The following is a 21,534-nucleotide window of genomic DNA, read 5'->3' as shown; positions in this document are numbered from 1 at the left end:
TGTCATCATAATTTAAAAATAGTATATCATATTGTAATCGTTTTTGTTAGTAGGTAATTAAAAATCCTGTTATTTTTCAGGATTTTTCAGGACCCCCCATTCTTCCAGCTGTTTTCTTACCTGGATCTTCGTCTCTTCCACACTTCCATTGTTATTAATCACTGCATCTGCCATACGCGCTTTTTCTTCGATATTTATTTGGGAAGCTATCCTTTCAGTCGCATCTTCCCTGGCGGAACCATCCCTTTCCATAAGTCTCTGCAGCTGTACGCCCTCATCGACGAACACCACCATCGTCCTGTTGACGTAGTCCGTCAGCCCGCTTTCATACAGAAGAGGTATGTCCAGCACAACCGCGTTTTCCCCTTGTTCCTTGTAATACTCCCTTTTTTCTATCATCCTTTTGCGCACTTCGGGATGTACAATAGCATTCAGCTGCTTTCTTTTTTCTTCATCACCGAAAATAATCTTCCCAAGAGCCGGTCTGTCTATCTCACCAGTATGTAACAATACTTTATCACCAAAAAAATCAACAATTTTTTCATAGGCCGCTTCGCCTGGTTCCACCACTTCTCTGGAAAGCTTGTCCGCATCAATTACAGGTATATCCCACTCCGCAAACATACGCGAAACCGTGCTTTTTCCGGTGGCGATACTTCCTGTAAGTCCTATCACAACAGTCATTTAAGATCCTCCTGCGTACCGGCTTCCGGCCCGGGGAGTGCCGGACCGGAAAACAGGTCTTCTTTTATTCTTCAGCTGTTTCATGGCGTACTTATAATTTCTTCATTCCTGACAATAATAGCATACGTGTGTTCCGCGTCCGCCTACTTTTGTTTTGGTAATCGGTCTCCGGCAGACGGGACAGGGTTCCCCTTCTTTTCCGTACACGAACAACTTGTTCTGATACTCTCCCCGGCTCCCGTCACTTCTGCTGTAGGAGCGGATAGTGGAGCCGCCGGCTTCCATCGCTTCCCTGATAACTTTTTCTCCTTCCTCCACTATTCTTTTCACTGTTTCCCTGTCAAGAGAACTCCCAAGTCGTTCCGGATGGACGCCTGATCTGAAAAGTGTTTCGTCCACATAGATATTCCCGAATCCCGCCACTATACTCTGATCAAGAAGTATTGTTTTGATTCTTCTGGTGGTTCTTTGAAGCTGTTCATACATATATTCCGGAGTGAACCGTCCTTCGATAGGGTCCGGACCCAGCGTATTAAGCGGTTTGTTATTATATTCTTCCCCTTTATCAAACAGATGCATCGTACCAAATTTCCTTACATCATTATAGTGAAGACTCGACCCGTCCTCGAATGTGAAAATGATGTGAGTATGCTTGTCTTTCGGTGCTTCCCCGTTTCTTACAAAATACTTGCCCTCCATCCGCAAGTGAGAAACAAGCGAAAAGTCGTCCAGGTGGAGAATGAGGAATTTCCCCTTTCTGTCCACTCCTTGCAGTTCCTGTCCCTGGAGCATCTCTTCAAACTGTTTTCTGTCTTCAGGTACTTTTACTATAGAGGGCCAGAAAACTTCTACCCGACTGATCCGTTTTCCCGTAACCTGTTTCAGCAAAGACTGTTTCACTGCATCAACCTCAGGCAGTTCCGGCATTTTTCCCCCTCCTTCATCACTTCCTATTTTGCGTCGAACCAGGTCTTGCCGTAAGAATGATCCACTTCGAGAGGAACTGTAAGTTCCACCGTTTCTTCCATCACTTCTCTGACAGCTTCCGTAACCTTCTCCACTTCCTGCTCAGGAACCTCAAGGATCAGTTCGTCATGCACCTGCATAAGCATAGTAGCTTCGAGTTTCTCTTCCTTGAGACGGGCTGCCATATCGATCATCGCTTTTTTGATTATATCGGCAGCGGTCCCCTGTATCGGCGTGTTCATAGCCGTCCTTTCAGCGGCGTTCCTGCGATTGAAGTTGCGACTGTTCATATCGGGAAGGTATCTGCGTCTGTTCATAAGGGTCTCCACGTACCCTTCTTCTTTAGCCTGCTGAACTGTGTCCTGCATATACTCTTTTACTTTCGGGTAACTTTTAAAATATGCATCTATATAAATCTGAGCGTCTTTCCGACTTACTCCGAGACTCTGGGAAAGTCCGTAGTCACTAATCCCGTAAACGATACCGAAGTTCACGGCTTTCGCTTTTCTCCGCATATCCGAATCAACTTCTTCCGGTGCTACGCCGAACACTTCACTCGCCGTTTTGGTGTGTACGTCTTCTCCCTCTTTAAACGATTGAATCAGTTTTTCGTCTCCGGACATGTGTGCCAGAACACGCAGCTCGATTTGTGAATAATCACTGGCAAACATGACCCACCCCTGTCTGGAAGGGATGAACGCCTGCCGGATTTTTCTTCCTTCTTCCAGCCGGATAGGGATATTCTGCAGGTTCGGATCCGCGGAACTCAATCTCCCTGTCTGGGTAAGTGCCTGGTTGAACCTTGTATGAACTTTGCCGGTCTCCTTGTGAACCACCTTCAACAAACCTTCGATGTAAGTGGATTGAAGTTTGCCCAGCTGCCGGTACAGAAGAATCTCATCGATGATTTCATGCTGGGAAGATAATTGCTCCAGTACATCTGCAGCTGTCGAATACCCCGTCTTCGTTTTCTTAAGCGGCGGCAGTCCTAATTTCTCGAAAAGAACAGGGCCAAGCTGTTTAGGAGAGTTGATATTAAACTCCTCTCCGGCATGTTCATAAATCCTTTTTTTGATTTCTTCAAGTCTTCTTTCAAGCTCTTCTCCCATTTCCTTCAACCGGTCCACATCGACGCGCACCCCTGTGTATTCCATTTCACCAAGTATCAAAGCCAGAGGCATTTCTAAATTGTGGAACAGTTCTTCCTGCTTATTCTGCTTAAGCTGCTCTTCCAGGTTGGACTTCAACCGGTACAGCATGAGAGCCTTACGACCGGCGTGTTCATAAAGCACATCATCTTCCGGCCTTTTCCGCTTAGCCCCTTTGCCGTATACCTCCTCGTCCGTCGGGATGCCTGTTTCGCCGAGACGATGACTGATGGCTGGTATATCATGGTTGTTTACGGCAGGATTCACAAGATAGGAGGCCAGCAATACATCGAACGTAATCCCTTCTACCGGAATACCGTAACGTTTAAAAGCAACCAGCGTACGTTTGGCGTCAAACACCCATTTATGCCTGGAGCTGTCGGCTGCCCACGTTTTGAATGTGTCAGACTCCATGAGCTGTTCCGGTGAAAAAGCGAAGACACCCTTCTCATTGGAAAGAACGATCGCTTCTACAGGTGAAGTGTGGTAATTATCTTCAAGAATCTCGACAATAAGCGCAGTTTCATCCAGGAGAATATCTTCAGTCAGCGGTTTTTCTTTTTCTACCTCTACGGAAATCATCTCCGCTTTGCTTTCTTCCTCATCACTTCCGATGCGATTAATAAGAGATTCAAATCCGAGGTCCTGGAACTGCTTCCGGACAGCAGACGGTTCATAGCCCGGGTAAGCCGTATCCGTTACGGCTATTTCCAACGGAGCTTCCAGTTCGATAGTTACAAGCTTTTTACTCATATAAGCTTCATTTTCGTTCGTTTCAAGTTTTTCTTTCAGTTTCTTTCCGCTTACTTCCCCGAGATTATCATACAGATTCTCAAGCGTACCGAATTGTTTCAGCAACTTGACGGCTGTCTTTTCACCGACGCCCGGGACGCCCGGAATGTTGTCGGAACTGTCTCCCATCAGAGCTTTCAGATGAATGACCTGCTCAGGATCTATCTCCATTTTCTCTTTAAGGAATCCGGGTGTATATGTCTCCACGTTTGTAATCCCTTTTTTCGTAAGACGGACAGTTACATTTCCGGAGACGAGCTGGAGCAGATCTTTATCTCCCGAAATGACTGTCACTTCGTCCCCCCGGTTCTCCGCTTTTCTTGCAAGCGTACCGATAATATCATCCGCTTCGTACTGGGGAAGCTGATAATGTCTTATACCGAAAGAATCAAGCAGCTCCTGCAGTAAAGGGAACTGTTCCGAGAGCTCCGGAGGCGTCTTTTGCCTGCCCCCTTTGTATTCTTCGTAAGTTTTGTGGCGAAAAGTCGTTTTCCCGGCGTCAAATGCTACTAACATGTGATCGGGGGATTCCTCCTCAAGAATTTTGAGCAGCATAGTCGTAAAACCGTAAACCGCATTCGTATACACCCCTTTGTCATTGTTCAACAGGGGTAAAGCGAAAAACGCCCGATAAGCGATACTGTTACCATCAATCAGAACCAGTTTATTTCCCATAACGTCACTCCTACCTTTTTTGCTATACTCATTTTACCACGTCCCGACTTCAAGATAAAAAAGACAGAAGCAATTCGCTTCTGTCCGCAGTACTATTTTTCAGGACTACTCTTCGGCCGGAAAGATTTTTTCTCCTGTTACCTTGTGAAAAACGAGGGTAAACTCAGAACCCTCTCCCGGCACACTCTGTACGTAAACTTCTCCCCGGTGCGCCTCCATAATGTGCTTAACGATAGCAAGGCCAAGGCCGGTTCCGCCCGAGTTCCTGCTTCTGGCCCGGTCCACCCGATAAAAACGTTCGAATAGTCGCGGTATTTCTTCCGAAGGAATTCCTATCCCTGAGTCGGAAACGGAAACAGTGATCCGGTCTTTTTCATCGTGCAGTCTCACGTTAATTTCGCCGCGGTCCGGTGTGTAAGTAATCGCATTCGATAATATGTTGATCAGCACCTGCCTAATCCTGGTAGAGTCCCCTTCACAGACAGCATCTGTATCCAGATGTTCCGAAATACGGATACCCTTCCTGTCTGCCTGAGTCTGGACGAGTTTCTTCGTCTCCATCACCAGGTCGGTTATGTTCACCTGCTGGAGGGACAGTTGAAAATCTTCGCGTTCTATTTTCGTTAATTCAAGCAGGTCGTGAATGAGCGTTTCCAGTCTCGTGCTTTCTTTCAGCATAATTCCCAAAAACTGTTCATTCTTTTCTTTGTCTTCCGCAGCTCCTTCCAGAAGGGTCTCAGCAAAACCTCTTATCGATGTTATCGGGGTTTTGAGCTCATGGGAGACATTGGCTACAAAATCTTTTCGCATCTGTTCCAGCTTCTTCAGTTCCGTAATGTCATGAAATACGAGTACGACCCCCTGCCACCGTTTATTCTCTTTGAAAATAGGCGCGCCGTTCACCTGTATAAATTTTCTTTCGAGTCCCCGCTGTATTGTAAGCATCTGACTGTCCGGCTCTTCGAACATATAAACGTTTTCCACTACACTCTGAACTTCCTCGTGGGGAACCACTTCATGATAGAGGTAATCAAGATAATAAGCTTTGTCTTCTTTAAAAGTGCGGATGAAAGATTCATTGACCAGCTGAATATAACCTTTTTCATCGATAAGGACGAGACCGCTGCTCATATGATTAATGACAGCACTTAAGCGCGTTTCCTGCATTCCCTGGACGCTCGTCAGTTCTTTCAGATGTCTACCCAGTTCGTTTATGACTGCTCCGAGTCTTCCGGCGTCTCCGAATACCCCCGAGTCCGCCCGGGCCCTGTAATTTCCATGGGAGAGCTCTTCCGCAGTATCTGTGGCTTTACGCATAGGATCGACGTATTTGATGAATATCTGATAGCATATAGTTATCAATGCCATAGCAATCACAGAAATCATTATGAACGTCATAAACCATATATTTCTGGACGCTTCCTCCGCGCGTTCCATTCCGTTCTCGCCGACTACCTCTATGATAGACTGCTGAGCGTATTGGGCAAGGACGAGACCGAAAGAAAGCATAAGTATAAGAATGATAAGAGCATAAACAAGTAATATTCGTCCACTATATTTCATATTTGGAAGGGTCCTCCATTTTATATCCCAGTCCGCGCACCGTTTTGATGTAGGCGGGTTTCTTTGTTACCGGTTCGATTTTCTCCCGCAAGTGACTTACATGTACATCGACGATTCTCGTATCTCCGGCAAAGTCATAATTCCACACGTACTGAAGCAACTGATTTCTTGACAGGACCCGACCGAGATTTCTGGCCAGATACAATAGCAGTTCGAACTCTTTCGGAGTGAGGGTCAGCCATTCCCCTTTTATAGCAGCCTCATACTGAGCAGGATAAATTTCAAGATCTTTGACTGTAAGCAGCTCCTCTTTTCCACTGCTCTCTTTTTTATCGATACGTCTTAAAATAGCTTTAATTCTTGCTGTCACTTCTCTCGGACTGAAAGGTTTCGTCATATAATCGTCTGCTCCGATTTCCAGACCAAAAACTTTATCGAACTCTTCATCTTTTGCCGTCAGCATCAGAATCGGCGTTTCGATACGTCTCTGCCTCAATCGCTTGCATACTTCAACCCCTTCCACTTCGGGTAACATCAGATCAAGTACAATCAGATCGAACGTCTGGGCTGCAGCTTTTTCGAGCGCTTCAGCTCCGTTGTACGCCACTTCCGTTTCATATCCGGCCTGTTCTATATTGTATTTGAGAAGGGTGACGATCGATTCTTCATCATCCACTATCAAAATCTTTTTCTTCATTCCCCCTGCCCCCTATTTCTGACTTTTCTCTATCATACCTTGTATCCCCTGTACATTTCTTCATTAGTGAACAAATTTTACAAAATATTAATAAAAGTTCTCAAGGGATATAGAGTTCAAAGAACCAGGCTCATAGGGCGGTACCACGTGAAGCGTTCCATGAACTACCACGTCACCCGAACTGTCCTCACCCTGTACACTTATATAGATCAAGTGCTCCTCGTCCAAGATTTTTTCGATTTTATAGGTGAAGGTGACTGTTTCATAATGATGGACATGTTTAGGGTAGGTGATTTCCTGATAGGTAAGGTGGCTGCCGGGGCCGGGCAGGTGCATGGATACAGCCTGGGAAATCATTCCCTGGAGCATAACAGGCGGCACGACAGGACGTTGAAAAGGAGTCTGTGAGGCATAATCATGTTGAAGATAAAGGGGATTGGCGTCGTCGGTTAAGCCCATGTAAATCAGCAGGTCTTTATCATTCACTTCACAGACCTTTTCATACACCTCGCCAACTTTTAATTCATCGATTTTTTTACCGAGTTTACGTTTTTTATCAAGCATTGTTTTCCTCCTTTTTTAAAAAAAGACCCGAGGAAATTCCTCGAGCCTTCTCTTAACTATTTCAGTATATCGAGTACTTTTCTGACAGAGTCAGCCGATTTATCCAGCTGGTCTTTTTCTTCACCGGTCAGATCAAGCTCAATAATCTCTTCTACACCGTCGCCCCCTATAATGACAGGGACGCCGAGATAAATGCCATCATAGCCGTATTCCCCTTCCAGGTAGGCAATTGCAGGCAAGAGACGCCGCTGATCTTTAATAATCGCTTCCACCATCTGTACAATGGAGGCGGCCGGGGCATAATAAGCACTTCCGTTCCCCAGCAGACCAACGATCTCTCCTCCGCCTTTACGGGTCCGTTCAATTATTTCTTCGATTCTCTCGGAAGAAATCAGTTTATGAAGCGGAACACCACCGACACTGGAATAACGGATCATCGGAACCATGTCGTCTCCGTGACCGCCGAGAACGAATCCTGTTACGTCCTTGACGGAAACGTTCAATTCCTCGGCGATGAAGCTCCGGAACCTGGCGGTATCAAGGACACCCGACTGTCCGAGTATCCGGTGTTTCGGAAATCCGGACTCCCGGAAAACACTGTAAGTCATTGCATCAACAGGGTTCGTCAATACAATAATATAGCACTCAGGTGAATACTTCACGACCTCTTTCGTCACTTTTTGCATAATACCGGCGTTCGTATTAACGAGATCATCACGGCTCATTCCCGGTTTTCGGGCTATACCGGCCGTAATGACGACTACATCCGAACCCTTCGTGTCTGCATAATCAGAAGTGCCTTTGATTTTTGCATCAAACCCCTGTACAGGGCTTGCTTCAAACATATCAAGAGCTTTCCCTTTCGCAGGGTCCTCCTGATCAGGAACATCCACAAGCACAACGTCAGCCAGCTCTTTCTGGGCTATCATCAGAGCGGTGGTGGCACCGGTAAAACCGGCACCGATCACCGAGACTTTCGGTCGCTTCATTCCCATCCTTCGCGCCTCCTTCAATCAGTCCATGTTCTTGATCAGTTCATCACCGAACTGAGATGTTTTAACTTCTGTCGCACCTTCCATCATACGGGCAAAATCATACGTCACTACTTTACTTCCAATCGTTTTATCCATCGATTTGGAAATGAGCTCTGCAGCTTCTCTCCATCCAAGGTGTTCAAGCATAAGTACACCGGAAAGGATAAGGGAAGACGGGTTAACTTTGTCCATACCGGCATACTTCGGAGCAGTACCATGAGTAGCTTCGAAAATAGCGTGTCCGGTGTTGTAGTTGATGTTCGCACCCGGCGCAATACCGATACCGCCTACCTGGGCTGCAAGTGCGTCAGAGATATAGTCGCCATTCAGGTTCATAGTTGCGACGACGTCGAATTCACTCGGACGAGTCAAAATCTGCTGAAGGAAGATGTCTGCAATTGCATCTTTCACAATCATCTTACCTGCTTTTTCTGCTTCATCCTGTGCTTTGTTCGCCGCTTCTTTTCCTTCTTTTTCAACGATACGGTCGTATTCGGCCCATGTGAACACTTTGTCCCCGTATTCTTCTTCGGCTACTTCGTATCCCCATGCTTTGAAGGAACCTTCGGTGAACTTCATAATGTTTCCTTTGTGTACGAGGGTCACGTTACGACGGCCTTCATTGAATGCGTAGTCGATAGCCGCACGTACAAGACGTTTCGTCCCTTCTTCGGAGACAGGTTTTACACCGATTCCGGAAGTTTCCGGGAAGCGGATGTTATGTACACCCATTTCGTTCTGGAAGAAATCGATGACTTTCTTGACTTCATCAGTACCTTTCTGCCATTCGATTCCGGCATAAATATCTTCCGTGTTCTCGCGGAAAATAACCATGTCCGTGTCTTCCGGACGTTTCACCGGGGACGGTACACCTTCAACGTAACGGACAGGACGAAGGCAGGTGAACAAATCGAGTTCCTGACGCAGAGCCACGTTAAGAGAACGGATACCTCCACCGATAGGAGTCGTCAACGGGCCTTTAATAGCGATTTTGTAATCACGGATCGTGTTAAGAGTTTCCTCCGGCAGCCATTCTTCGGTTCTGTCGTATGATTTCTGACCGGCATACACTTCTTTCCATTCGATTGCTTTCTCACCGTTATATGCTTTATCTACAGCTGCTTCTATGACACGGCTCGCGGATGCCCAGATATCGGGTCCGGTTCCGTCGCCTTCGATATAAGGAATAACTGCGTAGTTAGGTACGTTTAATTCTCCATTTTCTTCTACAGTGATTTTCTTTGCTTCTGACATGATGTTCCCTCCTGTTAAATGATTCATTACCTATCATACGTGATGTTTAGTAAAAGGAAAAGCCTGATGGTCAGGAACGCTCCTCCACCGGCTTATACGTCTGGTTTTTCGGTCCTACATACTCGGCACGAGGACGGATCAGACGGTTGTCGTTGTACTGTTCAAGAATATGGGCAAGCCAGCCGGACGTACGACTCACGGCAAAAATAGGCGTGAACAGGTCATGGTCGATGCCAAGACTGTGATAGACGGAAGCGGAATAGAAATCCACGTTTGCCGGCAGTCCTTTATTTTCTTTAATATACTCTTCGATTTTTTCGGACATATCATAGAATTTCGAATGTCCTGTCAGGCCTGTCAGTTCGCGGGACATTTCTTTCAGGTGCTTCGCGCGCGGATCTCCGTTTTTATAAACGCGGTGGCCCATCCCCATAATTTTCTCTTTATTTGCAAGTTTCTTCTCAATATGCGGAATGGCGTTATCCACTTCCCCTATTTCAGTGAGCATAGCCATGACACGTTCGTTCGCTCCACCGTGAAGCGGTCCTTTCAAAGCACTGATGGCAGCTGTAACACCGGAGTAAATGTCACTCATGGTAGCTACACATACACGTGCAGTGAACGTAGAGGCATTCAGTTCATGATCAGCGTGCAACACAAGCGCTTTATTGAACGCTTCCACTTCCAGATCCTCAGGCTCTTTGCCATTCAACATATATAGGAAGTTAGCTGCAAAGCTGAGGTCTTTTTTCGGTTTCACCGGTTCTTCTCCCTTACGGATGCGGCCAAAAGCAGTAACTATCGTCGGTATTTTAGCCTGGATACGAACTGCTTTACGCTTGTTCATCTCTTCATCCATTTCTTCGGCTTCACTGTCCAGAACGCCGAGCATGGAGATGGAAGTTCTGAGAGCAGCCATAGGATTAACCGTTTTCAAATCATAAGATTTCAGATGATCGATGATACCTTCAGGCACTTCCATTTCATTGGCTAGCGCACTTTTCAGTTCCTCCAGCTGTGCTTTGTTCGGAAGCTTCTGGTTCCAAAGCAGATAGATTACCTCTTCGAAACTTGAGTTTGTAGCAAGATCATCGATGTCGTAACCTGCATATGTCAGTTTATCATCAATGATTGAACTGATTGATGACTCCGTAGCTGTAATTCCTTCCAATCCTTTAGTAGATGCCATAGAACTTTCCCCCTTTTAAAAATTAAAATCACTTTCCGTTTCTAAAAAACGTGTTTCAGATTACTTATTATAACTTATCGGGAAATTCCCCAACCACAATTATAAATTATTTCGAAAAGAATGTGAATTGAAACCGTTTGATTTCTTTTAAAACACCATTAATTCACAGAAAAAGAGACGCGGCTCATCTTCTGTGAATAGTGATCGTTCCATTACTCATACCCTTCTCAATGGCTTTCATAACTACTTTTTTGATCGGATGTCTCGTCACAGGGAAAAGAAGCAGAAAACCTATTGTATCCGTAATGAAGCCGGGCGTCAGTAAAACAGCTCCACCGACGAGAATACAGGCACCGTCAAGCAGAGTATGCCTCGGCGGGTTGCCCCTCTGTAAGGAGTCCTGGAAATCCCTGATCGTTTCCATCCCTTCTCTTTTTGCCAGCCAGGCACCGATTGCCCCGGTGGTAATTATAAGAAGTATTACCCAGAGAGGTCCTATGATGTTTCCACTCCATATCAAAATACCGATCTCCAGAGCCGGTATAATGAGGATGATTAAAAACAGCCATTTAAACATGTCATCACTCCTTTCCGTACCGAAGTGCAGATAAAGTCTTTCTGTGACTTCAGTTTATCACGTGTCTCTTACGCTGACCTAATAAAAAGACGGGGTTTCCCCCGTCTTTGTTAAAGTATTCCGGTATGCCCTTTATAGATTTTCCCCTGAGCTCCGTCAATGGTGATGTCTGTGTAATCTTCAATTTTCTCGAGCGCTTCATCGGTACCGACGATCACCGGGATACCGAGACTCAACCCTACTACAGCCGCGTGAGATGTAAGTCCCCCTTCGACTGTTACGAGACCTTTGGCTTTCTCGATAGCCGGCATCATCTCTTTGTCCGTACCGAACGTGACGAGGATATCCCCCTCTTCAACACGGGCATTGGCATCCTCTGCGTTTTCAGCTACCACTGCCCGGCCCGAGGCACTTACCTGACCGATGCCCTGTCCGTTCGTGAGTACATTACCGATTACGTGCACTTTCATCAGATTGGTCGTACCACTTTCACCTACCGGTACTCCGGCTGTAATGATGACTCTGTCTCCGTGCTCTACGAGACCTGAATCGATTCCTTTCTCAATGGCCGTTTCAAGCATTTCGTCCGTGGAAGCAGCTCTTTCTCCCATAAGCGCGTGAACGCCCCAGACGAGAGAAAGTTTGCGGTTCACTTTTTCACTTGAAGTTACCGCAAGAATCGGCGACTGGGAGCGGTATTTGGATACCATGCGAGCAGTATGGCCACTTTCCGTCGGGGTGATGATAGCATTTACGTCCAGATTGATAGCCGTATGAGTGACAGATTGACTGATTGCATCCGTTATCGTCATCGCCGTGTGTTTCGATCGCTCACTTAGAATAGAGGCGTAATCGAGTCCGGTCTCCGTCTTTTTGGCTATATTGGCCATCGTCTGAACAGAAGCTACAGGGTAATCTCCCGCAGCCGTCTCTCCGGAAAGCATAATGGCATCGGTTCCATCGAATATCGCGTTCGCCACGTCTGATGCTTCCGCACGCGTCGGGCGTGGGTTATGCTGCATGGAATCGAGCATCTGAGTAGCAGTAATTACAGGTTTTCCGGCCTGGTTACATTTTCGGATAAGTTTTTTCTGGACAAGCGGCACGTCTTCTGCAGGTATTTCCACCCCGAGATCTCCACGCGCTACCATCAGACCATCACTCACTTTAAGGATGGCCTCTATGTTGTCCACGCCTTCCTGGTTTTCGATTTTAGGAATGATCTGTACATCACTCGCGTTCTTTCTTTCCAGCAGTTCCTTGATTTCCAGTACGTCGGAAGCCCGGCGTACGAAAGAGGCAGCTATAAAGTCGACTCCCTGATCCACACCGAACTCAATATCTTTCGCATCTTTATCGGTCATGCCGGGAAGGTTGACACTTACGTTCGGAACGTTGACCCCTTTTTTACTTTTGATAGGACCGTTGTTCAGGACCGTCGTTTTAATTTCATTGTTCTCTTTATCAATTTCCTCAACAAGCAGTTCGATAAGACCGTCATCCAGCAGGATTTTGGAACCTTTATGAACGTCGTCTATGAGTCCGGGATACGTCACGGAAATCCTTTCTTCATTTCCTTCAACCGGAGTCATGGAAACGTAAAGTATAGAGTCTCTTTTCAGATAAACCTCTTTCTCCGCCATATCACCCGTGCGGATTTCCGGACCCTTTGTATCCAGAAGGATAGCTACCGTTTTCCCAGCTTCCTTCGAGGCTTTTCTTATATTTTCAATCCGGCTTCCGTGTTCTTCGAAGTCTCCATGCGAAAAGTTGAGCCGGGCCACGTCCATCCCCGCATCAATAAGTTCTTTTAAGATTTCGGGTTTTTCGGATGCAGGTCCGATAGTACTTACAATTTTAGTTTTTCTGAGCATTGCTAATTCCTCCTCTTAATGAAACCATGTAACGTTAAATCGATAGTTCTTTGGACAATCGATACATATCCAGATCGATGTGGTGCTTTTGACTCAGGACTTCGACTATATCATGATCTACAATTTCATTGTTCTGAATACCTACCATTCTGCCTGCGGATCCTTTTCTGAGGATATCGACTGCTGCAGCTCCAAGACGACTTCCAAGTACACGGTCCGATGCTGAGGGAGAGCCTCCGCGCTGCGTGTGCCCAAGTACCGTAACCCTCGTTTCCAGTTTCGCTTTTTCCTCGATTTCTCTGGCGAAATCAACACCGCTTCCATACCCTTCCGCTATAATGATGATGCTGTGACGTTTTCCGCGTTCGTTCCCGCGTTTCAGACGATCGATTACATCTTCTATAGTGTCTTCCGCTTCCGGAATCAGAACGCTTTCGGCACCATCGGCAAGGCCTGCCCATAAAGCCAGGTCTCCGGCGTCTCTGCCCATTACTTCTATAATATATGTTCTTTCATGGGAAGTAGCCGTATCCCTTATTTTATCGATAGCCTCCGAGATGGTATTCAATGCCGTATCAAAACCGATGGTAAAGTCCGTCCCCGGAATATCATTGTCTATCGTGCCCGGGACCCCGATGCAGGGATAGCCCCTCTCGGTCAATTTCTCTGCTCCCCTGAAAGAGCCGTCCCCGCCGATGACGACAAGACCTTCTATTCCATAATGCTCAAGTGTTTCGATACCTTTAAGCTGACCTTCTTCCGTTTTGAAGTCTTCACAGCGTGCAGAGTAAAGCATCGTTCCTCCGCGCTGTATGATATCCCCAACAGAACCGAGCTCCATTTTCCGGATATCTCCGTCTATCAGTCCCTGGAACCCATAGTTGATTCCGTATACTTCAATACCATGATAAATCGCCTTCCGGACGACCGACCGGATGGCAGCGTTCATGCCCGGAGCATCTCCTCCACTTGTAAGGATGCCTATTCTTTTCATAACCTTTCACCTCGTTTAATTATCTCTCTGTCTTTTCCCTTTCATCAGGAGGATCTAAACAATTTAAATACCAGAGGAAAGTAATCGGACAGCCCCGATTCTTAAAATGATAACGTTATCACACCCTAAAGACGGGAAAAGTCGCACAAAAATAGTGCGACTACGGTCTTTCCTCTCCTGATTCAACTGTCTTCATTATATCTCAATTGCTGCATACGCGCCAATATTTTTGTACTTCTCATATCTTTTCTCCAGACGTTGTTCATTATCCATAGCAGACAGTTCTTCAAGCGAAGAACGGAGGTATGGTTTCAGAATTTCCGCCTGATTTTCAATTTCTTTATGGGCGCCTCCCATAATTTCCGGTATCAGTTCATCGATGATGTTCAACTGTTCCAGATCATACGAAGTGATTTTCATTGATTCTGCTGCCTGTTTGGCATAAGCAGCATCTTTCCATAGAATAGAAGCCGCTCCTTCCGGTGATATAACAGAGTATGTAGCGTTCTCAAGCATAAGAATTTTATCCCCTATTCCGATACCGAGCGCTCCTCCGCTTCCTCCTTCACCGATAACGACGCATATGACAGGGACATCAAGCCCGGCCATTTCCATTAAATTCCTTGCTATCGCTTCACTTTGTCCTCTTTCTTCAGCTGCTTTCCCGGGATAGGCCCCCTTCGTATCTATGAACGTTATTACAGGACGCCCGAATTTCTCGGCCTGCTTCATCAGTCTCAAGGCCTTTCTGTACCCTTCCGGATGAGGCATGCCGAAATTTCTGTATATGTTCTCTTTCGTATGTTTACCACGCTGATGGCCGATCACTGTAACCGGTGCACCTTCGAATTTGGCTATTCCACCGATGATGGCAGGGTCATCACCGAAATGACGATCTCCATACATTTCCAAAAAACCGTCAAAAAGATGATTAACGTAGTCGAGAGTCGTCGGTCGTTCCGGGTGCCGGGCCATCTGAACCCTGTCCCACGGCTTCAGATTGGTATATACATCATGCTCCAGTTTCTCAAGTCTTTCTTCAAGAGTGCTGATTTCCTCCGCCAGATCTATATCTTTCTCTTCCGTCAGCTTTTTCAGTTCTGAAATTTTCTCACGAAGGTCGATAACCGGTCTTTCAAAATCAAGCACGTGTTTCATTGGATTCCCCTCCTGTCCGGTGCATGTCCAGTACATTTCCAAGAATACTTTTTAATTCATGACGATGTATAATCCGATCCAACTGTCCGTGTTCGAGTAAAAATTCGGAAGTCTGAAAATCTTTGGGCAGCTTCTCCCTGATCGTCTGTTCTATAATTCTTCTTCCCGCAAACCCGATCAGCGCACGGGGTTCTGCGAAGTTATAGTCCCCGAGGGAGGCGAAACTTGCCGTCACCCCGCCGGTAGTAGGATGAGTCATAACCGAAATGAACAGCAGGCCTGCCCGGCTGTGACGTTCGAGAGCTATCGCCGTTTTACCCATCTGCATTAAACTTACGACTCCCTCCTGCATTCTTGCTCCTCCGGAAGCAGTGAAAATGATGAACGGGAGAGATTCTTTCCGGGCTCTTTCCACGGCTCTTGCAATTTTCTCCCCGACGACAGCCCCCATACTTCCCATCCTGAAACGTGAATCCATCACGGCTACAGCTGCAGGGGCGTCACCAATCGTCAGTTTTCCGGTCACAATCGCCTCTTTAAGGTCCGTTTTGTCCTTGTCTTTCTCCAGCTTCTCTTCGTATTCGGGGAATCCCAGTATATTTGTGGTTTCCAGATTTTCATCCCACTCTTCGAACGACCCGGCGTCCGAGAGCTGTTCAATGCGTTCATACGCAGTAAGATTTACATGATAATCACAGTGAGGACATACAAATAAATTCCTGTTCAGTTCCTTCCTGTAAAAAATCTTCTTACAGCCCGGACATTTCTGCATCAAACCTTCCGGTACGTTCTTCCGGCTTTTTTTACTCGGTACGGAGTTATATCTTTTCTTTTTTCCAAACATATCTCGGAACATTTCGTCACCCTCCTTTTTCTTTTCGTATTCGAATTGCTGGATTAAATACTGTTTTCATATAATCCGAAAATATCTTCCTTGTTTGCGCGTCGCAGTGCATCACAAAGTTCCTCGTGCCATTCTTTCGTATAATGGATCTTCTCAACCGACTCCAGATACGTAGTGAGAAGCTGCCATATAGAAAGAAGCAGTTCCTGATTCTGTGCCATAAACAGTTCTTTGAATAAATCGTTATGACTTTCCCCGTTGAATGGAACGAGGTGTGCTTCGAGCTGTTCGATTTCCGGAACGGACAATCTGCCTATCGACAAAAAAATGATTTCTTTCTCCACCATGTTTTTGGCGATATGCAGCTCTTCCCGTGTCCTGTTTCTGTTCAGTATAAAGGTCGAAAGCAGATTGATCATATGATAATCCTTGTATTCTTTTAGAAACGTGCCTTCCCCTCTTTTCGTTTCAATAAGTCCGAGCAGCTCCAGCGCACGCAGGGCCTCCCTGATCGAGGAACGCCCCACACTAAGCTGATCACTCAGTTCCCTTTCGGAAGGAAGCTTATCTCCGGGACGGACATCTTCTTCCTCTATGAATTCCTTCAGCCGGTGGAGCACCCCTTCATATACTTTCGTCTTTTCGGGCTCATTCGGGGACAATGTGCACATCTCCCCTTTCTATGTAAATTCACTGGCTCGTTCGAAAACGAAGGAGAAGGCAGTCCCTTCTCCTCAATCTTCATCAATTAACGTCAGCTGGCGGGTTCTTTCGCTTACCTGTTCAGGGTCCACATGCTTCCTCGCAACGCCGGATTCCATAGCAGCTTTAGCGACACTGGCCGCAACAGCCGGAGCGACTCTCGGGTCGAACGGAGCAGGTATTACATAATCTTCCCCAAGTTCCCCGTCACTTACGAGTTCGGCAATAGCTTCGGCTGCAGCTATTTTCATCCTTTCATTGATCCTCGTCGCCCTCACGTCAAGAGCTCCTCTGAAAATCCCAGGAAAAGCAAGGACGTTATTCACCTGATTCGGAAAATCGGATCTGCCTGTACCGATTACACGGGCACCGGCCTCTTTTGCAGCATCCGGCATAATTTCCGGTTCCGGGTTTGCCATGGCGAAAATAATCGACTCCTCTTTCATTTTCGACACCATCTCGCTGGATAAACTGCCTCCTACGGAGACTCCGACGAAAACGTCCGCACCTTCTATTACGTCTTCAAGTTTCCCTGAAACTTTCTCTTTATTCGTGATTTTGGCTATTTCATCTTTCACTTCGTTCATTCCTTCTGTGCGCCCTTCGTAAATCGCACCCCGGGAATCACACATGATGATATCTCTTACTCCGAAATGGTAAAGCAGTTTAATGATGGCGATCCCAGCAGCCCCTGCTCCGTTCGCTACCACTTTAATATCGGAAAAAGAGCGGCCGGTAAGTTTCAAGGCGTTCATCAGCCCTGCCACGGTAACGATAGCCGTTCCGTGCTGATCATCATGGAAAATCGGAATATCCGTTTCTTTTTTCAGGCGGTCTTCGATGATAAAACAGTTGGGGGCAGCTATGTCCTCGAGGTTCACACCTCCGAACGTAGGCTCCATCAGCTTAACGGTCTGAACTATTTCATCGATGTTGTTTGTGTTCAGGCAGATGGGGAAAGCGTCGACGCCGGCAAAACTTTTGAAAAGAGCGGCTTTCCCTTCCATAACAGGGAGGGAGGCTTCCGCACCGATGTTGCCAAGTCCGAGCACTGCCGAACCGTCACTGACGACTGCCACCATATTCCCTTTCATTGTGTAATCGAAAACTGTTTCCTTGTGATCGTAAATTTCTTTACAAGGTTCCGCTACCCCGGGAGAATAAGCTAAGCTTAAATCCCTGGAATTACGGACAGGGACTTTCGAGGTAGTTTCCAGTTTTCCCTGGTTCACTCTATGAATATGCAATGCTTCATCCCGTAAATTTGACAAAAGACCACGCTCCTTCGATTCAATGGATTGGTACGGATTTTTCTACTTTCCTACAGGTAAAGCAGGTGTATTTGAAGTGGTCTGACCACCGGATTTCGACTTCTTAATTATAACAAATCGTCAAATCGTGTAAAGGCATCCATCTCCATTTCAGAGCCATCTGTGCCTTATAGCATATTTTTCATTTCCGATATTCTTTTCCAAACGCTTCCGTACTTCTTCACTCACATCAATCCCGTAGCCGGAAGGCATTTTATAGACTTTCTTCACTTCTTCGATATAGAAAAATATTTCCTGTTCTCCCGGATGATCACGGGCCAGGGTTTTCATAAATTCGAGAATTTCCGTATACCGCTTTTTTTCTGTCTTAATGAAGATTTCACTCGTCTCCTGCACAGGACGTATACTTTGTGCCTGAAGCTGTTTCTCTCCCCGCCGTTCCTGTATTTTCCCGCCGATTACTACAATCATGTCCTCGTCCAGCCAGGAGCTGCAGGTACGGTACGTTTCGGGAAACACCACTGCGTCCATCTCTTCTTTATCGTCACTCAATGAAAGAAAAGCCATTTTCTCTCCCCGTTTCGTCCGTATCTCTCTGACGTTATCTACGACGGCGGCTACGGTAATGAACCCTTTTTCTTTCATCAGAGCCGCGCTGAGTAATTCTATATTGTTTCTTTTCAGACTTTTGCCCGCCCCTTCCAGAGGATGGGAAGAAAGGACAGCTCCGAGCACCTCTTTTTCCAAATTCAGCCGTGTGAGGGCTGGAAGCGGGTCTTTGTGGACGAGACCTCCGCTCCATTCCGTAATGAACCCTATATCTTCCTGAAATTCCCTGAACAGTTCACTTTGTTCCAGCGCCTGATCGATACTCGCAAGTAAACTTGCGCGGTTGGAGTGAAGACGGTCAAAACAGCCGGCCTTAATGAGGTTTTCCATCGAGTTCCGATCCAGGTAGGAAGACCCCCTCATCGTGAACTCGAAAAAATTCGTAAAGCGTCCCCGCTGCCTCTCTTCCGTAATGGAACGGCCCATCTTGAAACCGATACCTTTTATCATCATGAAGCCGAGGATGATATTTCCTTTTCGGACAGATGTATGAGGAAAAGCCTCATTTACGAACGGGGGATGTACGGGTATACCTTCCTGCTTTGCTTCACGTACGTAATTCGCTATTTTCTCTTTATCTCCTACGGCGCTGTTGATCAGTTCGGAAAGGAAGTATTCCGGAAAATGCGTTTTAATATAAGCAAGTTTATACGAAATGATGCTGTAGGCTACTGCGTGGCTTTTGTTGAATCCATAATTGGAGAATTTCACAATCCATCTGAACAGCTCCCGCGCCACTTCTTCCTTATAACCAGCCTGTTCAGCGCCTTTCAGAAATCGGCTCTCCTCATTTTTGAGAATACTTTCCTGTTTTTTGCTCACTGCCCTTCTGAAAAGATCCGCTTCCCCGAGAGAATACCCGGCAACAATCTGAGCGACCTTCATTATTTGTTCCTGGTACAAAAGCACCCCGTATGTCTCCTCGAGAATCGGTTCAATGTCCGCGTGTAAATAAGTGACAGGGGTCCTGCCGTGTTTTCGCTCCACATAATCCGGAATGAAATCCATCGGTCCGGGACGATACAGGGCATTGACGGCGACAATATCTTCAAAACGTTCAGGCTTCAACTGTTGCAGTACTTTCCTCATTCCTTTCGACTCCAACTGGAAAATCCCGTTCGTCTTTCCTTCCGCCAACTGTCTGTAGGTAGCTGCATCATCATCCGGAATGCTCTGGACCGAAAATTCGGAATCGGCGTATTTTCTGATGTTCTTTTCCATATTTTCAAGAAAAGAAAGATTCCTGAGTCCGAGAAAATCCATTTTGAGAAGACCGGAAGCTTCCACGTCCTCCATAGCCATCTGAGTAAGCAGTGCCGGACCGTCATGATCCATCATTCCGGTATATCTCCCGAGAGGATAGTCGCTGATAACTACTCCGGCAGCGTGAGTGGAGACGTGCCTTGGCAGCCCTTCGATTCTGGTGCCGATTCTGAACAGAGTCTGAAGTTGACCGGAACTTCTTATAAAGTCCTTAAGAGGTTCCGACTGTTTTACAATCTGTTCCAGGTTGAGCGAACGGTTTCCGGGAAACTGCTTCAGTATATACGCAGTATCCTCTTCTTCCACTTTCAGCGCTTTTCCTACCTCCCGTATCGTACTCCTTGCTGCGAATGTACCGAAAGTACAAATTTGGGCCACTCTTTCTTTTCCGTATTTTTCCCGTACATATGTAATCACTTCATCACGCCGGTGATCGGAAAAGTCAATGTCGATGTCGGGCATGGTCTGACGTTCCGGATTGAGGAACCTTTCAAAAAGAAGACCGTATTTCAAAGGGTCCACAGTCGTTATATTCAACAGATATGCTACGATCGACCCGGCAGCGGAACCACGGCCGGGACCGACTTTAATCCCCTTGTCCTTCGCATATTTGACGAAGTCCCACACAATAAGGAAGTAGTCGCTGAATTTACGGGAGGTTATCACTTCAAGCTCATGTTCCAGACGTTTCTTTGCTTCCCCGGTATCAGCGCCGTACTTCTCCGGCAACGCCTGCTCACACAATTCCCTTAAATATTCATTACTGTCCCCACCCTCCAGGGGATAGGAAGGGAGAAGAGAACGGGAGCGGGTTAGAGAAACAGAACTTTTGTCTACTATTGTTTCGTTATTACTGATGACCTCGGGCCATTCACTGAAATATGACTCTGTCCGGGAAGGATCTTCGAGACAAGTTACTCCAGGGGAAGAAGTCCCTGCTTTAAAAGCTTCGCCTGCCTCCATCGCCTGCATAACTTCATAGGCTGTTCTATCCTCTTCTTTCAGAAAATGTACGTCACTGATGGCTGTACAGCTGATCAGTCCTGCCTGCGCCCACGCCTTCAGAGGGTCATGAAGCATCTGTTCCTGTCGCAGTTCTGCAGCACGGACGCCTGCGAACATTAAAGAAAAGACGGATTCGAACTCCCGATATACGGGGATGACTTCTTCTTTTCTGTTTTCCGTAACCTGTTGCGCTACAGGGGTGTCTCCCGTTTTCCATATCGCGATTACATCGTTCCCAAGTTCTTCGATACCGTTCAGTTCCACTCGACCGTCCAGATGGTACCTGCTTGTAATTTCTATTACGTTTCCTGCTCCCTGTTCCGAGGTGGCAAGCAAAAAAGTCGGATACTCCTCTTCTTTATGTATCACCGGGAGTTCGACGCCGAGGATAGGAGTTATGTTTTTTTCTATACAGGCATTATAAAACGACAGCCAGGCACTGATATTTTTTTCATCGACCAGACCGAGCGCTCTTATTCCCCGGCCGTAAGCTTCGTCTATGAGTTCATGTATATCAATGGTACTGTTCATAAGACTGTAACCGCTTTTTATACCTATGTGAGTAAACCCCATTACTCCCACCTCCTTCTAACTGAATTATACTAACGATTTCGATCACTGTCGTCATATACACTCCGTATCCGGATTGATCGGGTATTACCGGAAGAAGA

Annotated in this window: 17 protein-coding genes; all 17 read right to left on the bottom strand. The window is 46.5% G+C overall.

Features of this window, described 5'->3' with window-relative positions; all coding sequences use genetic code 11:
- Positions 1-69: 69 nt before the first annotated feature.
- Positions 70-684 (bottom strand): dephospho-CoA kinase, encoded by a 615-nt coding sequence (coaE, locus tag BW931_RS02445; RefSeq protein ID WP_076569727.1) that lies wholly within the window; start codon positions 682-684, stop codon positions 70-72.
- A gap of 102 nt (positions 685-786) precedes the next feature.
- The gene (gene mutM / locus BW931_RS02440; RefSeq protein WP_076569725.1) at positions 787-1,611 is read right to left on the bottom strand and encodes a DNA-formamidopyrimidine glycosylase; all 825 of its coding nucleotides are present in this window, start codon (positions 1,609-1,611) and stop codon (positions 787-789) included.
- Positions 1,612-1,634: 23 nt separating this feature from the next.
- The gene (polA, locus tag BW931_RS02435) at positions 1,635-4,265 is read right to left on the bottom strand and encodes a DNA polymerase I (RefSeq protein WP_076569724.1); all 2,631 of its coding nucleotides are present in this window, start codon (positions 4,263-4,265) and stop codon (positions 1,635-1,637) included.
- Between the two features lie 105 nt (positions 4,266-4,370).
- Positions 4,371-5,828: a two-component system histidine kinase PnpS gene (pnpS, locus tag BW931_RS02430; RefSeq protein WP_076569722.1), complete on the bottom strand. Its 1,458-nt coding sequence runs from the start codon at positions 5,826-5,828 to the stop codon at positions 4,371-4,373.
- Positions 5,818-6,525, bottom strand: a complete 708-nt coding sequence (locus tag BW931_RS02425) for a response regulator transcription factor (RefSeq protein ID WP_076569721.1) — start codon at positions 6,523-6,525, stop codon at positions 5,818-5,820. The genes pnpS and BW931_RS02425 overlap by 11 nt, the downstream gene beginning before the upstream one ends.
- An 87-nt stretch (positions 6,526-6,612) precedes the next feature.
- Positions 6,613-7,089 carry a MaoC family dehydratase gene (locus BW931_RS02420; protein ID WP_076569719.1) on the bottom strand — a complete coding sequence of 159 codons (477 nt, stop codon included), beginning with the start codon at positions 7,087-7,089 and terminating at the stop codon, positions 6,613-6,615.
- Positions 7,090-7,145: 56 nt separating this feature from the next.
- Entirely contained in the window at positions 7,146-8,084 is a 939-nt protein-coding gene (gene mdh / locus BW931_RS02415) for a malate dehydrogenase (protein ID WP_076569718.1), read from the bottom strand.
- Positions 8,085-8,102: 18 nt separating this feature from the next.
- The gene (gene icd, locus BW931_RS02410; RefSeq protein WP_076569716.1) at positions 8,103-9,377 is read right to left on the bottom strand and encodes an NADP-dependent isocitrate dehydrogenase; all 1,275 of its coding nucleotides are present in this window, start codon (positions 9,375-9,377) and stop codon (positions 8,103-8,105) included.
- Positions 9,378-9,447: 70 nt separating this feature from the next.
- Entirely contained in the window at positions 9,448-10,566 is a 1,119-nt protein-coding gene (gene citZ, locus BW931_RS02405) for a citrate synthase (RefSeq protein ID WP_076569714.1), read from the bottom strand.
- A 184-nt stretch (positions 10,567-10,750) separates the two neighbouring features.
- Positions 10,751-11,143, bottom strand: a complete 393-nt coding sequence (locus BW931_RS02400) for an FxsA family protein (protein ID WP_076569712.1) — start codon at positions 11,141-11,143, stop codon at positions 10,751-10,753.
- 110 nt (positions 11,144-11,253) lie between these two features.
- A complete protein-coding gene (gene pyk / locus BW931_RS02395; RefSeq protein ID WP_076569710.1) occupies positions 11,254-13,017 on the bottom strand; it encodes a pyruvate kinase in 1,764 nt (587 codons plus the stop codon).
- 34 nt (positions 13,018-13,051) lie between these two features.
- Positions 13,052-14,011 carry a 6-phosphofructokinase gene (pfkA, locus tag BW931_RS02390; RefSeq protein ID WP_076569708.1) on the bottom strand — a complete coding sequence of 320 codons (960 nt, stop codon included), beginning with the start codon at positions 14,009-14,011 and terminating at the stop codon, positions 13,052-13,054.
- A 195-nt stretch (positions 14,012-14,206) separates the two neighbouring features.
- On the bottom strand, positions 14,207-15,169 hold the full coding sequence (accA, locus tag BW931_RS02385; RefSeq protein WP_076569706.1) for an acetyl-CoA carboxylase carboxyl transferase subunit alpha: 963 nt from the start codon (positions 15,167-15,169) through the stop codon (positions 14,207-14,209).
- Positions 15,153-16,025, bottom strand: a complete 873-nt coding sequence (gene accD / locus BW931_RS02380; protein WP_076569704.1) for an acetyl-CoA carboxylase, carboxyltransferase subunit beta — start codon at positions 16,023-16,025, stop codon at positions 15,153-15,155. The genes accA and accD overlap by 17 nt, the downstream gene beginning before the upstream one ends.
- Positions 16,026-16,066: 41 nt before the next feature.
- The gene (locus BW931_RS02375) at positions 16,067-16,684 is read right to left on the bottom strand and encodes a FadR/GntR family transcriptional regulator (protein ID WP_076569702.1); all 618 of its coding nucleotides are present in this window, start codon (positions 16,682-16,684) and stop codon (positions 16,067-16,069) included.
- A 63-nt stretch (positions 16,685-16,747) separates the two neighbouring features.
- A complete protein-coding gene (locus tag BW931_RS02370) occupies positions 16,748-17,986 on the bottom strand; it encodes an NADP-dependent malic enzyme (protein ID WP_076569700.1) in 1,239 nt (412 codons plus the stop codon).
- 150 nt (positions 17,987-18,136) lie between these two features.
- Positions 18,137-21,436, bottom strand: a complete 3,300-nt coding sequence (dnaE, locus tag BW931_RS02365) for a DNA polymerase III subunit alpha (protein WP_076569698.1) — start codon at positions 21,434-21,436, stop codon at positions 18,137-18,139.
- Between the last annotated feature and the right edge of the window lie 98 nt (positions 21,437-21,534).

Source organism: Salimicrobium salexigens (assembly GCF_900156705.1).
Taxonomy (GTDB): Bacteria; Bacillota; Bacilli; order Bacillales; family Halobacillaceae; genus Salimicrobium; species Salimicrobium album.
This window is presented reverse-complemented; position numbering and strand designations above follow the sequence as displayed.

What these genes read in the sequence shown, in the direction of transcription:
- coaE (WP_076569727.1), bottom strand. Translation starts at nt 684, where the DNA reads ATGACTGTTGTGATAGGACTTACAGGAAGTATCGCCACCGGAAAAAGC.
- mutM (WP_076569725.1), bottom strand. Translation starts at nt 1,611, where the DNA reads ATGCCGGAACTGCCTGAGGTTGATGCAGTGAAACAGTCTTTGCTGAAA.
- polA (WP_076569724.1), bottom strand. Translation starts at nt 4,265, where the DNA reads ATGGGAAATAAACTGGTTCTGATTGATGGTAACAGTATCGCTTATCGG.
- pnpS (WP_076569722.1), bottom strand. Translation starts at nt 5,828, where the DNA reads ATGAAATATAGTGGACGAATATTACTTGTTTATGCTCTTATCATTCTT.
- BW931_RS02425 (WP_076569721.1), bottom strand. Translation starts at nt 6,525, where the DNA reads ATGAAGAAAAAGATTTTGATAGTGGATGATGAAGAATCGATCGTCACC.
- BW931_RS02420 (WP_076569719.1), bottom strand. Translation starts at nt 7,089, where the DNA reads ATGCTTGATAAAAAACGTAAACTCGGTAAAAAAATCGATGAATTAAAA.
- mdh (WP_076569718.1), bottom strand. Translation starts at nt 8,084, where the DNA reads ATGGGAATGAAGCGACCGAAAGTCTCGGTGATCGGTGCCGGTTTTACC.
- icd (WP_076569716.1), bottom strand. Translation starts at nt 9,377, where the DNA reads ATGTCAGAAGCAAAGAAAATCACTGTAGAAGAAAATGGAGAATTAAAC.
- citZ (WP_076569714.1), bottom strand. Translation starts at nt 10,566, where the DNA reads ATGGCATCTACTAAAGGATTGGAAGGAATTACAGCTACGGAGTCATCA.
- BW931_RS02400 (WP_076569712.1), bottom strand. Translation starts at nt 11,143, where the DNA reads ATGTTTAAATGGCTGTTTTTAATCATCCTCATTATACCGGCTCTGGAG.
- pyk (WP_076569710.1), bottom strand. Translation starts at nt 13,017, where the DNA reads ATGCTCAGAAAAACTAAAATTGTAAGTACTATCGGACCTGCATCCGAA.
- pfkA (WP_076569708.1), bottom strand. Translation starts at nt 14,011, where the DNA reads ATGAAAAGAATAGGCATCCTTACAAGTGGAGGAGATGCTCCGGGCATG.
- accA (WP_076569706.1), bottom strand. Translation starts at nt 15,169, where the DNA reads ATGAAACACGTGCTTGATTTTGAAAGACCGGTTATCGACCTTCGTGAG.
- accD (WP_076569704.1), bottom strand. Translation starts at nt 16,025, where the DNA reads ATGTTCCGAGATATGTTTGGAAAAAAGAAAAGATATAACTCCGTACCG.
- BW931_RS02375 (WP_076569702.1), bottom strand. Translation starts at nt 16,684, where the DNA reads ATGTGCACATTGTCCCCGAATGAGCCCGAAAAGACGAAAGTATATGAA.
- dnaE (WP_076569698.1), bottom strand. Translation starts at nt 21,436, where the DNA reads ATGGGGTTTACTCACATAGGTATAAAAAGCGGTTACAGTCTTATGAAC.